General features: G+C 72.8%; 8 protein-coding genes. 7 read left to right on the top strand and 1 reads right to left on the bottom strand.

What is annotated here, in order from left to right:
* The first annotated feature begins 195 nt into the window (after window positions 1–195).
* Both ACZ6S0_RS41605 and ACZ6S0_RS41600 read left to right on the top strand, forming a co-directional pair.
* Complete coding sequence (locus ACZ6S0_RS41605; protein ID WP_465924837.1) at window positions 196–3879, top strand: nSTAND1 domain-containing NTPase; 3684 nt, start codon at window positions 196–198, stop codon at window positions 3877–3879.
* 130 nt (window positions 3880–4009) lie between these two features.
* Entirely contained in the window at window positions 4010–4267 is a 258-nt protein-coding gene (locus tag ACZ6S0_RS41600) for a hypothetical protein (RefSeq protein ID WP_465924836.1), read from the top strand.
* Between the two features lie 95 nt (window positions 4268–4362).
* Here the strand turns inward: ACZ6S0_RS41600 and ACZ6S0_RS41595 are convergent, their stop codons facing one another.
* Window positions 4363–5718 carry a leucine-rich repeat domain-containing protein gene (locus ACZ6S0_RS41595; RefSeq protein ID WP_465924835.1) on the bottom strand — a complete coding sequence of 452 codons (1356 nt, stop codon included), beginning with the start codon at window positions 5716–5718 and terminating at the stop codon, window positions 4363–4365.
* 151 nt (window positions 5719–5869) lie between these two features.
* On the opposite strand from ACZ6S0_RS41595, the gene ACZ6S0_RS41590 reads away from it, so the two are divergent.
* The 5 genes from ACZ6S0_RS41590 (at window position 5870) to ACZ6S0_RS41570 (ending at window position 14938) form a co-directional block, all read left to right on the top strand.
* On the top strand, window positions 5870–6382 hold the full coding sequence (locus tag ACZ6S0_RS41590) for a SigE family RNA polymerase sigma factor (RefSeq protein ID WP_465924834.1): 513 nt from the start codon (window positions 5870–5872) through the stop codon (window positions 6380–6382).
* Window positions 6379–7287 carry an endolytic transglycosylase MltG gene (gene mltG, locus ACZ6S0_RS41585; RefSeq protein WP_465924833.1) on the top strand — a complete coding sequence of 303 codons (909 nt, stop codon included), beginning with the start codon at window positions 6379–6381 and terminating at the stop codon, window positions 7285–7287. The genes ACZ6S0_RS41590 and mltG overlap by 4 nt, the downstream gene beginning before the upstream one ends.
* A 100-nt stretch (window positions 7288–7387) precedes the next feature.
* The gene (locus ACZ6S0_RS41580; protein ID WP_465924832.1) at window positions 7388–8530 is read left to right on the top strand and encodes an FAD-dependent monooxygenase; all 1143 of its coding nucleotides are present in this window, start codon (window positions 7388–7390) and stop codon (window positions 8528–8530) included.
* 196 nt (window positions 8531–8726) lie between these two features.
* A complete protein-coding gene (locus ACZ6S0_RS41575; protein WP_465924831.1) occupies window positions 8727–9686 on the top strand; it encodes a hypothetical protein in 960 nt (319 codons plus the stop codon).
* Window positions 9687–9751: 65 nt separating this feature from the next.
* Window positions 9752–14938, top strand: coding sequence for a DNRLRE domain-containing protein (locus ACZ6S0_RS41570; RefSeq protein ID WP_465924830.1), 5187 nt, complete (start codon window positions 9752–9754; stop codon window positions 14936–14938).
* Window positions 14939–14997: the final 59 nt, after the last annotated feature.

Here is a 14997-nt window from a genome sequence, read left to right as displayed (position 1 = left end):
GGCCCGTCGTCACCCTGCGGTCGGTTCCCGCGATGCTCGGGAGGTAAACCTCTCCGTCCGCCACGGCTCGGACGCCGCAGGGCCGGATCCTTCGGGGCGCGCTCGCGACGTCCGCTCTTTTGATTGATCGGCTCTGGCGGGGGTGTGTCGAACAAACCCCTTCGGGATTAGGCTCGTTGCCAGGGGGCTTGACCGATGGGACGTCGCGAGAACACGCTGGACCCCGCAGCCGGGCCGATCCAGCGCTTCGCCGCCGATCTGCGGGCGTTACGCCGCGAGGCCGGAGGCGTCACCTACCGCGCGATGGCACAGCGCACCTCCTACTCGGCCACCACCCTGTCGCAGGCGGCGGCGGGCGACAGCCTTCCCTCGTTACCGGTCACGCTGGCCTACGTCCAGGCGTGTGGCGGGGAGAGCGCGGCTTGGGAGCGGCGCTGGCACGAAGCCGCCACGGAGCAGGGGGCCGTCCAGGCGGCGGCCGAGCGCGACGCCCCCGCGCCCTACCAGGGGCTGGCCCGGTTCGAGCCGGAGGACCACGAACGGTTCTTCGGCCGCGCGCAGCTCCTCGGCGAACTCATGGGGCTGGTGCGCCGGCGGGACCTGGTCGCCGTGGTCGGCCCTTCGGGCAGCGGCAAGTCCTCCCTGCTGCGGGCCGGCCTGATCCCGGCGCTGCGCGGCGCACCGGATCGCGACGCGCCCACGGCCTCGGTCCGCCTCATCACGCCCGGCCAATACCCGGCGCGTACGCATGCCTGGCTGCTGAACCCCGGCCCCGGATCCGGCCCCGACTCAGGCCCCGGATCCGGCTCGGACACGATCGTGATCGTCGACCAGTTCGAGGAGGTCTTCACGCTGTGCGACGCCGCCCAGCGCGGGACGTTCATCGGCCTGCTCACCGAGGCGCTGCGGCCACGGAGCCGCATGCGGGTGGTGCTGGCGATCAGAGCGGACTTCTACGGCCGCTGCGCCGCGCACCGCGACCTGGCACACGCGCTCACCCGCTCGACCGTGCTGGTCGGCCCGATGAGCCAGGCCGAACTCCGTGAGGCGATCGTCAAACCCGCCGCCGCGGCAGGGCTCATCGTCGAACGCGCGCTGACCGGGCGCGTCATCGCCGAGGTGGCCGACGAGCCGGGCGGTCTCCCGCTGTTGTCACACGTGCTGCTGGAGACGTGGCGGCGCCGGTCAGGCCGGGTGCTCACGCTGGACTCCTACCAGGCGGCGGGAGGCATTCGCGGGGCGATCGCGCGTACCGCCGAGGACGTGCACACCTCGCTCACCCCGGCGCAGGCCGGGGTCGCCTGCCGCATTCTGCTGCGCCTCATCGCTCCTGGCGAGGGCGGGCCGGACACCCGGCGCCCCGCCGACCGCGCCGAGCTGGACCTCGGCGAGTCCCCGGACGTCGACCTGGTGCTCGACAAGCTGGCCTGCGCCCGGCTCGTCACCCTGCACGACTCGACGGTCGAGCTGGCCCACGAGGCGCTCATCACCGGGTGGCCGCGGTTGAGCGGCTGGATCGAGGAGGAGCGGGAACGGCTGCGCCTTCATCGCCGCCTCACCGAGGCCACCCAGATCTGGGAGGAGTTCGGCCGCGACCCCGGCACCCTGTACCGGGGCACCCGCCTGGGCACGGCCCGCGAGGCGTTCGGCTCTGCCGGCCGGCGAGCCACCCTGTCCCAGGCGGAACGCGAGTTCCTGGACGCCGGCCTCGCCCTCGACGACGCCGAGCGCAACGCCGAACGACGCCGCGGCCGTCTCCTGGCCCAGCTCGTCGTGGGGCTGCTGGTGCTGCTCGTCCTCGCCGCGACGGGTGGCGTCGCCGTGATCCAGGAACGGCAGGCGGCGCTGCGGCAGCGCAACGCGGCCCTGTCGCGGGAGCTGGCCGTGCAGGCGATGGCCATGACCCCCACGGAGCCGGTGCGGGCCCGGTTGCTCGCGCTGCACGCCTACCGGACCGCGACCACGCCGCAGGCGCTCGGCAGCCTGCTCAGCGCGTCCGGCCCGCCCCTCGACAGAGCCCTGCTGAGCGGCCACCACGGCACGGTCAGCGCCGCGGTGTTCAGCCCCGACGGGCGGCTGCTGGTGACAGCGGGGGAGGACCGCACCGTCAGGCTCTGGGACGTCCGGCGGCGCGCGCAGCTCGCCGCGCTCCGCGCGCACACCGCCCCCATCCGCGCCGCCGCCTTCAGCCCCGACGGCCGCCTGCTCGCCTCCGCCCACCGGGACGGTAACGTCGTCCTGTGGGACGTCGCCCGGCGCGCGAGACTCGCCACCCTCGAGGCCGGGCGGGGCATCCTCCAGTCCGTGGCCTTCAGCCCGGACGGCCGGAGCCTGGCCGCCGCCGGAGACGAGGGAGTCATCCGGGTGTGGGACGTCGCCCGCCGAACGAGCGTGGCGGCCCTGCGCGGCCATGCCGGGCCGATCAGCGCCCTGGCCTTCACCCCCGGCGGCCAGGGCCTGATCTCGGCCGGCGACGATCACAGCGCCCGGCTGTGGGACACGCGTACCCGCCGCGGCGCACTGCTCGCCCGGCACGGCGCGCCGATCCGGGCGGTGGCCGTCAACGCCGACGGCACCACGTTCGCCCTCGCCGGTGAGGACAACCGCGTGGTGCTGCGCGACGCCGACGACGGTACGGTCGTCGCCGAGTTGGCCGGGCACGTCGACGCGGTGGGCGCGCTGGCCTTCAGCCCCGACGGACGGCACCTGGCCTCCGGCGGGGACGACGGGTCCCTCATCTTCTGGGACGTCCTGCGGCACGGACGAATCGCCACGTTCAACGACTTCTCCGACAAGGTGTCCGCCGTGGCGTTCAACCCTGACGGCCGCAGCGTCGCCTCGTCCGGGGGCAGCGGCGGCGTCGCGCTGCGCAGCCCGGCCCTGCCCGGCTTCACCGGGCACACCGACACGGTCGGCGGCCTCGCGTTCAGCCCCGACGGCGTGCTGCTGGCCTCGGCGAGCAATGACCGGACCGTCCGCCTGTGGAGCCGGAGAACGGGCAGCCCGCTCGGCGACCCGCTCCAGCGGCACACCGGCAAGGTCAGGGCCGTGACGTTCAGCCCCGACGGCAGGTGGCTGGCCACGGGCGGCGAAGACAGCGCCGTCGTCGTCTGGGACGCCGCCACCCGCGCCGCCACCCTCCTGGGCCGCCTCGACGACAGCGTCATCGGCGTGGCCTTCAGCCCGGACGGCGACACCCTGGCCACGGCCGGCGTCGGCGGCGGCATCGTGTTGTGGGACCTCCCCGGCCGCCGCCGCACGGCCGAGTTCCCGGGCCACGCCGGCACGGTCACCGACCTGGTCTTCAGCCCGGACGGCAGCCTGCTGGCCAGCTCGGGAAACGACGGCGCCACCCGGCTGTGGGACCCCTACAGAAGGCGACTCGTCGCCGGCCTCGCCGGGCACGCCGGAGCGGTCACCTCACTGGACTTCAGCCCGGACGGGCGGCGCCTGGTCTCCGCCGGCGACGACGGCACCGTCCGGCTGTGGGACGTGCCGCGCCGGACCCAGGCCGCCGTACTGAAGGGGCACCGCGCACCCGTGCAGGCGGTGGCCTTCAGCCCGGACGGCCGCCTGATCGCCTCGGGCGGGCAGGACCAGACGGTCCAGTTGTGGAACGCCCGCACCCACGCGACCGTGGCCGAGCTGTCCGGCCACGACGACCTCGTCACCACGCTGGCCTTCAGCCCCGACAGCCGCACGCTCGCCTCCGGCGGCAAGGACCAGCGCATCCTGGCCTGGGACCTCGACCCGCGCCGCGCCGCCGACACCATCTGCCGCGTCAAGGACCTCGTCACGCCCAGCGAATGGGATCACGCGCTCAGCGGCTTCCCCGGCACGCCACCCTGTCAGAAGGACGACCGGCGTACGACATCGTGAGCATGCGAGCCAGGCCCTCACCCGTTTCAGCCGAAATGCAGGGAAATTTCAGTGTCGAGTGCCAATGTTCGCCCGGCGGGATCACGTAGTTGACCCGTAGGGATGAATGGCTGGAGAAGGGGCCTAAATCATGATCAAGCGAGTTTTCGGCGCGATAGGGCTCGCCCTGGTCGTCGGCGTCGGCGGTGCCGCGATGGCGGTACCGGCCGCTGCGACCTCGGAGGCGACGGTCGAGGCGATGGGGTGGAAGTTCGTCACGGACTTCCCGTACACGACGGACGGCGCGCGGGAGTGCCAGACCGCCGGTAAGGCGTCGGGCTCGCCTTACCGGTGCGACATTGTCCAGAGAAAGACCGGCAAGAAGTACGCGTTGTACGTCAACGTATAACCGGCGACGCGACATTGCCTGCGGGGCTCGAATATGCGCTTCAGGCAAGCCCCGCAGGCCCCCGGCCAACCCTGACCGATGCCGAACGGGCGCCCTCAGCCGGCGAGCAGGCCCCGGGCTTCCAGGCCGGCGGTGACGGTGGGCGTCAGCGCGGGGCATCGAGTCACCCTCACCTCCTTGAGGGACGGCAGGTCGATGAGCGTCCCCAGGTCGGCCAGGGCGCCGCAGTGGTAGAGGCGCAGAGTGCGCAGGCTGGGCAGGTCTCCGGGGTCGCCGAGGGTCCGCAGGTGATCGTCGAAGGCCACGTGGAGTTCCTCGAGCCGCCGCAGCCCGGCGAACGGGGTCAGGTCGGTGAGCTGGTCGAGACCCTGCAGGGTGAGCTGGCGCAGGGCGGGCAGGCGGGCCAGGGCGGAGAAGTCGCGCAGGTCCTGGGCGTAGGTCAGGCTGATCTCGGCGAGCGAGGGGTGGTCCTCCAGCCCGTCCAGCGAGGTCAGTCTCTGCCACTCGTCGATGTTGAGCTCGGTGAGGGCGGGCAGGCGGGACAGGGGGCGCAGGTCCGGGATGGGCGCGCTCGGCAGGCCGAGTTTGGTCAGGTGGGGGTGGTGGCCGAGGCCGTCGAGGCTGGTGAGGTTCGTGCAGCCGCTGAGCCACAGCCGGCGCAGCCCGGGCATGGCGTCGATGCCGTCGAGACTGGTCAGGCGGGCACAGTGCATGGTCAGCTCGGTGACGGAGCGCAGGTCGCGCAGCCCGGCGATGGAGCGGATCTTGGTGCCGGAGAGGTCGAGTTCGGTCAGGCGGCGCAGCCCTGACAGGGGCAGCACGTCCTCGATCGCCCGGCAGTGGCCGAGGTCGAGGTGCTCCAGGTGGGGGAAGGCGTCGCCGACCCCTTCGACGCTGGTCACGCCGCTGCTGCGCAGGTCGAGATGGCGCAGGGTGCGCAGGGTGAGCAGCGGGGTGAGGTCGGTGAGCGCCCGGCTGCTGCGGAGGATGAGCGTTTTCAGTACGGGCAGACCCGACAGCGGGGTGAGGTCGGTGACGGCCGCGCAGCCGTCCAGCTCCAGCCGGAACAGCCCGGTCAGCGCGGCGAGGTCGGACAGGTCCGTCAGGTGCTTGCAGTGGTCCAGTCGCAGTGTGCGCAGCATGGTCAGGTGCCGCACCCCGGTGATCGTCACGCGGCGGCGCAGCTCCAGCGTGGTACGTCCCTCGCGGGTGAACGCGGGCCCCAGCAGCAGCTCGGCGAAGCCGTCCGGGTCGGGCGCCTCCGGCCAGAGCCTGAGCAGCTTGTCGGTGGACGGCTCGGCGATCTCCGCGAATTCGGCGGCCAGCGCGAGGGCGTCTTCGCGGCCGTCGAGGACCAGCTCGCGGGTCGTTTTCCAGGCGCGCGCGGGAGAAGCCGAGCCGAGCTTGGCCCGGTAGCCGGGCAGGTCCGGCCGTGCTGGGGAGAAGGTCATACCGGGGCAGCGTAGGGGGCCGTACCGACAGAAGCGATCATTCTCCTGCGTGCCGAGATCACCGAGAGTGAGTCAGGGTCATCTTTCCGGGGTCCGGCATAGTTTCGTGATGTCCGCTCGTCCTTGGTGGGTGACATCAGGAGGAGGACGGGTGGATCCAGGCTTTGAGGTGGCTTTGCGGCAGTTCGTCATCGACAGGTCGGGCGCGCTGTTCCGCACGGCGTACCTGCTGACCGGCGACCGGCACGCCGCCGAGGACCTCGTCCAGTCGGCCTTGGCGAAGACGGCCGCGCGGTGGCGCGGGCTGCGCGACCCCGAGGCCATCGAGGGATACGTCCGCCGCACCATGTACCACGAGCAGGTGAGCTGGTGGCGCCGCCGTTCGCGGGTGGTGGAGGTGAGCACGGACGAGCGGCTCGACCGGGCCGGCGACGGGCACGCCGAGGCGGCGGATCTGCGGGTGACGATGCGGGCGGCGCTGTCCCGGCTGACGCCCCGGCAGCGGACCATGCTCGTCCTGCGCTATTTCGAGGACAAGTCGGAGACCGAGATCGCGAGCCTGCTGGGCGTGCGGGTGGGCTCGATCCGCAGCCAGATCTACCGATCGCTGGAGCGGCTGAAGAAGTCCGCCCCCGAGCTGAGCACTGTGAGGGAGCTCCGTTGAACAACGTCGAGAACCTGCTGCGTGAGACGCTCGCCGAGATGGCGGACGAGCAGCCGCCGCCGCCCCCCGCCCGATTCCTCCCCCACCGCCCCGCCCGCCGGAGAGGCGCCGCCCTGGCGGCCGCGGTCACCGTCGTCGCCCTGGGCGTGGGCGGCACGATCGCCGTCAGGACCCTCTCGCCCGAGCCGGGCGGGCCGCGGACGTCTGTGACCCCGCCTCCCGTGCCGGAGCGGATGCACAAGGCGACCATCGGCGAGGGCTGGCGGACCGCCCGCCTGTTCGACAACCTCTCCCGCGTCACCGGCGAGCCCGCGGAGTCGTTCGCGCGGGCCGCGAAGGACGGCCGGGCGCTGGGCCTGCCCCCGTACGCCAAGGGCAGGCTGGAGGGCTTCGCCCACCCCGGCACGTACACGTTCACCGACGCCGCCACCCCCGCCCAGATGCTGGCCGCCATGGTGGCCAGGTTCCGCGAGACGGCGGACGAGCTCGGCCTGGCCACTCAGCGCGCCCCCTTGGACGTCGTCATCATCGCCAGCCTCGTCCAGGCCGAGTCGCCCACCGAGGCCGACATGCCGAAGGTGGCCCGCGTCATCCACAACCGCCTGGCCCGCGACATGAAGCTGCAGCTCGACAGCACCGTCCGCTACGGTCTCGGCAAGGACCGCGGCGAGGTCACGGTCGAGGACACGAGGCTGCGTTCGCCGTACAACACCTACCGCCATCTCGGCCTGCCTCCAGGACCCGTCTCCAACCCCGGTGCGGCCGCGCTCAAAGCCGCGCTCAACCCGGCCGCGGGCTCCTGGCTCTGGTTCGTGACCACCGACCAGAAGCGCGGCACCCTGGAGTTCGCCACGACCGAGGCGGAGTTCGCCAAGCTCGTCGAACGGGCGCGGCGCCCCAGCTAGCGCGTCGCGCGCACGAGCGCCCCCACCCGGATCCCGGCCCGGCGGGCTGCCCAGCTAGCCTCTACAAAAAGTAGTACTACTTGCTGTAGAGGATGGTCGCATGCGGGTGCTGATCGTGGGGGCCGGGCTCGCGGGCGTGGCGGCGGCCAGGGGCTTTCTCGCCGCGGGGCACGAGGTCACCGTGCTGGAACGCTCGCCCTCCTTACGCGAGACCGGCTGCGCGATCCTGATCTGGCACAACGGCACGACCGTGCTGAACGACCTCGGCGTCCGCATGGACGGGGCCGGGCAGCGCGTGGACACCCTGGAGCTGCGCAGCTCCCGGGGCCGCCCGGTGATGGTGATGGACGTCGCGCGGCTGGCGGCCGAGTTCGGCGCCCCGGTGGTGTCGCTGCCCCGCCGCGTCCTGCTGGACAGGCTCGCCGAGGGACTGCCGCAGGACATCTACCGCTTCGGCGCCCGTTTCACCGCCCTGCGCGACGACGGCCGCTCGGTACGCGTCGAGACCGAGGACGGCGCCCGGTACACGGGCGACCTGCTCATCGGGGCCGACGGCGTGAACTCCCAGGTCCGTACGGCGCTGTTCGGCTCCCGCCCCGCCCGCCCGACCGGCACCGCCACCTGGCAGGGCCTGATCCGGGCGCCGTTCGACCCCGGCTCGCGCGCCCTGCTGTTCCTCGGCCCGCAGGGCGACGTCGGCATGAACCCGGCGGGCGACGGCCTGCTGCAATGGCTCATCGACCTCCGCCTGCGCCCCGGCGACGGCCGGGAACGCCCCGACCTCGCGCTCGCCGCCCTCAGGCAGCGGTACGGCTCGTGGGGCTCGCCCGTTCCCGAACTGCTGGCGGCGCTGTCGGAGAAGGACCTCCAGCTCTTCCCGCACCGCCGCCACCGCGCCCCGCTCCGCTGGTGGCACGGCCGGAGCGTGCTGATCGGCGACGCGGTGCACGCCATGCCTCCCATGCTGGCCCAGGGGGCGGGCCAGGCGCTGGAGGACGTGTCGGCGCTGCTGCGCGCCCTGGCCGCCGAGCCGGACCCGGTCGCGGCGCTGGGCGCGTACGAGCGGAGCCGCCGTCGGCAGGCCACGCTGGCCTCCGCGATGGCCACCCAGGCCGTCGCGACCGGCGGGCCACGGGCCCTGGCCCAGAGCGAGTGGGCGCTGCGCGGCGCCGTCGCCATACCCGACGGCCTGGGCACCTGGATGCTGCGCAAGCTCCTGCGCGGAGTCAGCACCCGCCTCTGAACGACCCGCCGCGCCCCCGTCGGCGCGCTCAGCGCATCCGAGGCAGCTTACCCGGGACCTCCGCACTGGACGGAGGGTGAAATCTGTCAGACAGGAAACGTTTACGGATCATCAATGCAAGATCACCCGATTGGACGCGGACGATCTTTACCTTTGCGGCGTTTGTGCATCTCTCTCCGCATGTGGAAGGACATTCATGCGCGTTTCCGCTCGGGCGATGATCGTCGCGCTAGCGACCGCTCTGACGATCAGCGGCGCGAACGTGGCCGGTGCCCCGGCCTTCGCGAACGACGACCCCACGCTGGCGGCCCTCACCAAGGTCGTCCCCGAGATCGTCGAGGAGGCCAGGACCGTCCCGCCGACCGTGATCCCCGAGGGCGACGTCCAGCGTCCCTTCGCCGCCGCCACCGACGTCAACCACACGCTGTCGGTGTCGGTCAGCGAGAACGAGGTCGGCATCGGCATGCCGGACGCCACCGGCGCGGGCAACCAGCCGCTGCCCGGCCTGGTCACCTACGCCGCCAACCAGCCCAGCGTCACCTTCGCCCACCAGCGCACCGGCCAGATCGCCCGCGCGCTGACCGTCATCCACGACGCCTCCGCGCCGACCGAGTACCGCTTCCCGATCAGCGCGCCCGAGGGCTCGATGCTGGAGGTCGAGGAGGACGACGGCACGGTCCTGATCTACAACAACGACTTCTACCTCGCCGAGATCGACCTGCCCTGGGCCAAGGACGCCAACGGCAACCCGGTGCCGACCTCGTACCGGGTGGAGGGCATGACGCTCATCCAGACGGTCAGCCACGCGGGCGCCGCCTACCCCGTGGTCGCCGACCCCGCGCTCAAGCTGCAGTGCGAGTGGTGGAAGGCCATGTGCCGGGTGATCTTCTCGAAGAAGCTCACGGCCCAGATCCACAGCTCCTGGCTGTACGCCGGCGCGGCGGGCGCGGTCAAGGTCGCCGACGCCGCCTGCGACAAGTCCAAGAACAGCAAGATCAAGCTGGCCTGCAAGGTGATGTTCGCGGCGGGCATCGCCCAGTACATCTACAAGATCCGGGAAGCCGCCAACAAGAAGCAGTGCTTCGCGCTGCGGGTGCAGTGGCCGGGCCCGATCGTCTGGGGCGAGGTCCGCAAGAAGAGCTGCCAGAGCAAGTAGATCCCCTCGTGACAACCGACGCCCCCGTCCCACCGGCGGGGGCGTCGCCCTACCTCGGAGCACCCATGTCTGCCCTCCTGCCACGGGCCCTCGCCGGTGGCCTCGCCTTCTTACTCCTCCCTCTGGGCGTGCCCTCCTTACCGGCCGCCGCGGAACCCCCCGCCGCCGAGCCGCCCGCCGCCGTCCAGGCCGTGGACGACCCCAGCGACCCGGCCAGGGCCGCCGCCGAGCCGAGCGCGCCCGACGAGGCGTCCGCCCGCCTGTCCGCCCGCCTGACGGGCCGCCGGGTCGAGGTCGCGGACGCCCGTACCGAGACCACCACCACCTACGCCAACCCGGACGGCACGCTGACGGTCGACTCGTTCGCCGGTCCGGTGCGCTACCGCGGCGACGACGGGTGGGCCCCGGTGGACATCGCGCTCACCAAGACCGCGTCGGGCGAGGTCGTGCCCCGCGGTCACGGCCGCAAGCTGCGCTTCGGCGGCGGGAGCGCCGGACTCGGCGCCCGGCGGGCCGCCGCGGACACCGCGGCGACCGACCTGATCACGATCGGGGAGGGCGCCACCAAGGTCACCCTGCAGTGGAAGGGCACCCTGCCTGCCCCGAGCCTGTCCGGCGAGACGGCCACGTACGCGCAGGCCATGCCGGGCGCCGACCTGGTCGTCACCGCCACCAGGACCGGCGCCGAGCAGTTCCTGCTGCTCAGGTCACGCCCGGCCGCGCCGCTGTCGTACACGCTGAGGCTCAAGGCGCCGGGACTGACGCCGCGCGAGGCCAGGGACGGCGGGGCGGAGCTGGTCGACGCCAAGGGCAGGGTCGCCGTCACCATCCCCGCGCCGGAGATGTGGGACGCCACCACGCACCCGATCTCCGGCGAACGCCTGCGCCGGGCTCCGGTGGGGATGAAGGTCTCCGGCAACGACCTCGTCTTCACCCCCGACGCGGCCTTCCTCGACGACCCCGCCACGACGTACCCCGTCACCGTGGACCCCGCGCTCAACCTGGGCCAGGTCTTCGACACGTTCGTCCAGGAGGGCTACGGGACCGACCAGTCGGGCGCCACCGAACTCAAGATCGGCAACAACGGCAGCGGGCAGGTCGCCCGGTCGTTCATCACGTGGAAGACCCCCGGCATCGCGGGCAAGAAGATCATCTCGGCCACGCTGAAGCTGTGGAACTTCCACTCGTGGTCCTGCAACACCCGCTCGTGGGAGGTCTGGTCGGCCAACCGCGCCTCCACGTCCTCGCGCTGGCCGGGCCCTGCGCTGCTGACCAAGTACGCCACCTCCAGCGAGACCAAGGGCTACGGCAGCGGCTGCGCCGACGGCTGGGTCACCGCCAACGTCACCTCGCTGGCGCAGTTCTGGGCCAACGAGGAGTACAAGGAATCCGGCATGGGCCTGCGGGCCACCAGCGAGTCGGACGAGTACGCCTGGAAGCGGTTCAACTCGGGCAACGCCTCCGCGCACGTGCCGGTCATCTCGCTGACCTACAACTCCTATCCGAGCACCCCGGTCTCCACGTGGCTCTCGCCGTACAGCGACTACGACGGCGTCCGCTGGACCAACACGCTCACCCCGCAGCTCCGCGCCCACGTGCGCGACCCCGACGGGGGCAACGTCCGCGGCAAGTTCGACCTGTACCAGGGCTCGACGATGCTGATCGACGACCTCTACGGCGCGTACGTGGCCAGCAACGGCTTCTCCGGCGCGAACGTGCCGGCGGGCAAGCTGGCCAACGGCAAGTCGTACATGTTCCGGTCGTGGGCCCACGACGGCTCGCTGACCTCGAAGCTCTGGCAGACGGCGTACTTCTCCGTCGACACCGTCAAGCCGCCCGCCCCCACGGTCGCCTCCGCCGACTACCCGAACGACGGGGCCTACCACGGCGACGCCGGCAAGGCCGGCACGTTCACCCTCACCCCGGCCAGTACGGACGCCGGGTGGATCGCGTACAAGCTCGACAGCGGCGCCGTCACCAAGGTGCTCACCACCGGCGCGCCGGTCACCGCCAAGCTGACCCCGGCCACGACGGGCGCCCACACGCTCAGCGTCTACACCATAGACAAGGCCGGCAACGCCTCCCCGACGACCGCCCACACCTTCAACGTGGGGACCGGCGCGGCCGTGGCCTCGCTCACCGCGCCCGTGAACGGCCTGCGCAGCACCGGCAAGGTGCCCCTCGCCGTCACCGGCACGGCGTTCACGCAGGCCAGGTTCCAGTACCGGCGCGCCGAGACCGACGCCTGGGCGGACCTGCCCGTCGCGAACGTCACCGGCGCCGACGGCAAGCCGCTGACCGCGTGGCCCGTCGCCGCCCCCGGCAGGCTGTCCGGCCTGACCTGGGACGCGGGCACGCAGCTCGGCGACGCCGCGGTGCAGGTGCGCGCGGTCGTCACGGGCACGACCACCGCGGAGTCCCAGCCGGTCGAGATCGTGGTGGACCGCCGCGCCACCCAGGCCGCCACGAAGGAGGCCGGGCCGGGCGTGCTCAACCTCCAGACCGGCGACTACCGCCTCCAGACCACCGCGGGCGGGCCCTTCGGCCTGACGCTCACCCGCACGGCCTCCTCCCGCGAAGCCGGCTGGTCGCTCGCCGCGCCCGTGCTCAAGGAGACCTCGGCGACCTCGGTCGAGGTGACGCGCGCCGACGGCAGGCCGGTGCAGTTCACCAGGACCGCGGACGGCTGGAAGCCGGAGCCCGGGGCCGAGAACCTGACCCTCACCGGCACGTACACGCTGACCGACGCGCGCGGCGAGGTCACCACGTTCACCAGGCAGGGCGACCTGTACGCCCCCGAGGGCCACGCCTACGACCAGGGCCGGCTGAAGTCGATCACCAGGTCGGGGCACACGCTGGACCTCGGTTACGACACCGCGGGCCGCCTCACCACGGTCTCTCTGCAGGGCACGGTGATCACGCAGTACGGCTACGACGGCGCGGGACGGCTCGCCGAGGCGTGGGACCCGCGGATCAGCCCGGCGCTGAAGACCGTCTACGGGTACGACTCCGCCGGCCGCGTCGCCACGCTCACCCCGCCCGGCGAGCTGCCGTGGACCTTCGCGTACGAGACCGACGGGCGGCTGCGCACGGTTTCCCGGGCCACGCTCAAGGCCGGCACCGCGGACCAGGTCGCCGGCGAGGCGAAGACCACCGTCGCGTACGCGGTGCCGCTGACGAAGGCGGCCGGCGGCCCGGCCGACGTGACGGCCAAGGAGGTGGCGGCCTGGGGCCAGGCCGTGCCGCCCGTGACCGCGACGTCGGTGCAGCCGCCGGGGCTCGCCGCCACGGTGACGTACCTGGACGAGTCGGGTAGGGCGGTGAACGTCCTGACGCCCGGCGGGCACCTGTCCGCCACCGACTACGACCGGTTCGGCCACGTCGTGCGGGAGCTGACCGCCGCGAACCGGGAGCTGTCGCAGCGCGACATGACCGACTTCCGCCTCGCCGAGCTGGCCATCACGGGCTACGAGCCCGAGGAGCGCGCCGAGCTGCTGTCCACCCGTTCCGTCTATGACGCGTCCGGGCGGCGCGAGCTGACGGAGCTGAGCCCGGTCCACATCGTCAACCTGGAGTCCGACGTGGACGACCTGCCCGCCGGGTACGCCATCGGCGCCAGGACGCGTACGGTCCGCACGTACGACGAAGGCCGGTCGGCCGGGGCGGTGGCCCGCGACCTGCCGACCACCGTCAAGACCGGCGCGATGATCGTCGGGCGCGAGACCAGGCCGGACGCGGACGTCCGCACCACCGCCATCACCTACGACTGGGCCACGGGACAGCAGGTCAAGACGGTCCGCGACCCCGGCGGCGAGGCGGTCACCACCACGGCCGCCAACCCCGTGCTCTACACCGCGACCGGCGGCGCGCCGTGCGGCGGGCGGTCCGACTGGGCGGGCCTGGTGTGCCAGGAAGGCGGGCGCACGTACACCTACGACGCCGCCGGCCTGGCCGCCACCGTGACCGAGGGCGGCACGGTCACCACCTTCAGGCGCGACGCCGCCGGCCGCCTCACCGCCACCAAGGCGGGCGGGGAGGCCGAGATCGGCCTCGGGTACGACTCCGCGACCGGCCGGCCCACCCAGCGCCGGCGCGGCACGGAGAAGGTCGTCACGGCCTACGACAAGCTCGGCCGGGCGATCTCCCACACCGACGCCGACGGCGGCCTGACCCGCACCGAGTACGACGACCTCGACCGCCCGGTCAAGGTCACGGACTCGTCCCCGTCCACCAGGACCTACGTCTATGACGCCAGGGTCGAGCCGCGCGGCCTGGCCACCTCGGTGACCGACTCGGTCGCGGGCACGTTCACCGCGCGCTACGACGCCGAGGGCCGCCAGACCGAGGGCGACCTGCCGGGCGGCCTGCACCTGCAGGTCGGCTACGACGAGCGCGGCCAGAGCTACGCCCGGATCTACACCCGGGACGGCCTGGAGGCCCCGGTGATGATCGACCAGGTCGGCCGGAACGTCCACGGCCAGGAACTGCTGAACATGCGGACCGACCTCATGGCCGAGCGGCAGCTCGGCTACGACAAGGCGGGCGGGCTCGCGTCGGCGCTGGACATGGCGTTCCCGGTGTGCACCCTGCGCCGCTACGACCACGACGGCGCGGGCAACAGGACCCGGCTGGCGGTGCAGTCGTCGGACGAGGACTGCCCGGTGGCCGACGACTCGGCCGCGTCGATCACCAGCTACGGCTACGCCTCAGACGGCAGGCTGACCGGCGACGGCTACGCCTACGACGCGGCGGGCCGGACCACGTCGCTGCCCGGCGGGCGAACCATCGACTACTTCGCCGACGGGCTCCCGTCCAAGACGACCTCCGGCGAGCGGAGCCTGGCCTGGACCCGCGACCCGGCGGGCCGGATCCGCTCGGAGACGAACGAGGCGGGCGTGGTCACCGTCCACCACTACGGCACGGACGGCGACCAGCCCTCCTGGACCGCCGCGAACGGCACGATCGTCCGCAACGTCGCCGGGATCGGCGGGGAACTGGCCGCGCACACCGGCGCGACCGGATCGGTGCGCCTGCAGTTGCTCACCATCGGGGGGAGCGTCGGGACCGAGCTGGACCTCGGCACCGGCCTGGCCTCGGTGGTCGGGTACGACGAGTTCGGCGTGCCCTCCCAGCCGGTCCGGTACGGCTGGCTCGGCGGGGCGTACCGTCCGACCCTGCTGAACGGCTGGGTCCTGGTGTCGGGCCGCGTGTACGACCCGGCGCTCGGCCGCTACCTCCAGCGCCCGTACTGAAACGCACGTGACGAGGCCCGGGTGGTCCGGCACCCAGGCTTCGTCACGTGCTGGCCGCG

Source organism: Nonomuraea sp. NPDC051298, assembly GCF_055586305.1.
Note: the sequence above shows the minus strand (reverse complement) of the source record. Positions and strands in the feature narration are given on the sequence as shown.

Excerpts from the sequence above, each read along its gene's own strand:
- ACZ6S0_RS41605 (WP_465924837.1), top strand. The coding sequence starts at position 196 with ATGGGACGTCGCGAGAACACGCTGGACCCCGCAGCCGGGCCGATCCAG.
- ACZ6S0_RS41600 (WP_465924836.1), top strand. The coding sequence starts at position 4,010 with ATGATCAAGCGAGTTTTCGGCGCGATAGGGCTCGCCCTGGTCGTCGGC.
- ACZ6S0_RS41595 (WP_465924835.1), bottom strand. The coding sequence starts at position 5,718 with ATGACCTTCTCCCCAGCACGGCCGGACCTGCCCGGCTACCGGGCCAAG.
- ACZ6S0_RS41580 (WP_465924832.1), top strand. The coding sequence starts at position 7,388 with ATGCGGGTGCTGATCGTGGGGGCCGGGCTCGCGGGCGTGGCGGCGGCC.
- ACZ6S0_RS41575 (WP_465924831.1), top strand. The coding sequence starts at position 8,727 with ATGCGCGTTTCCGCTCGGGCGATGATCGTCGCGCTAGCGACCGCTCTG.
- ACZ6S0_RS41570 (WP_465924830.1), top strand. The coding sequence starts at position 9,752 with ATGTCTGCCCTCCTGCCACGGGCCCTCGCCGGTGGCCTCGCCTTCTTA.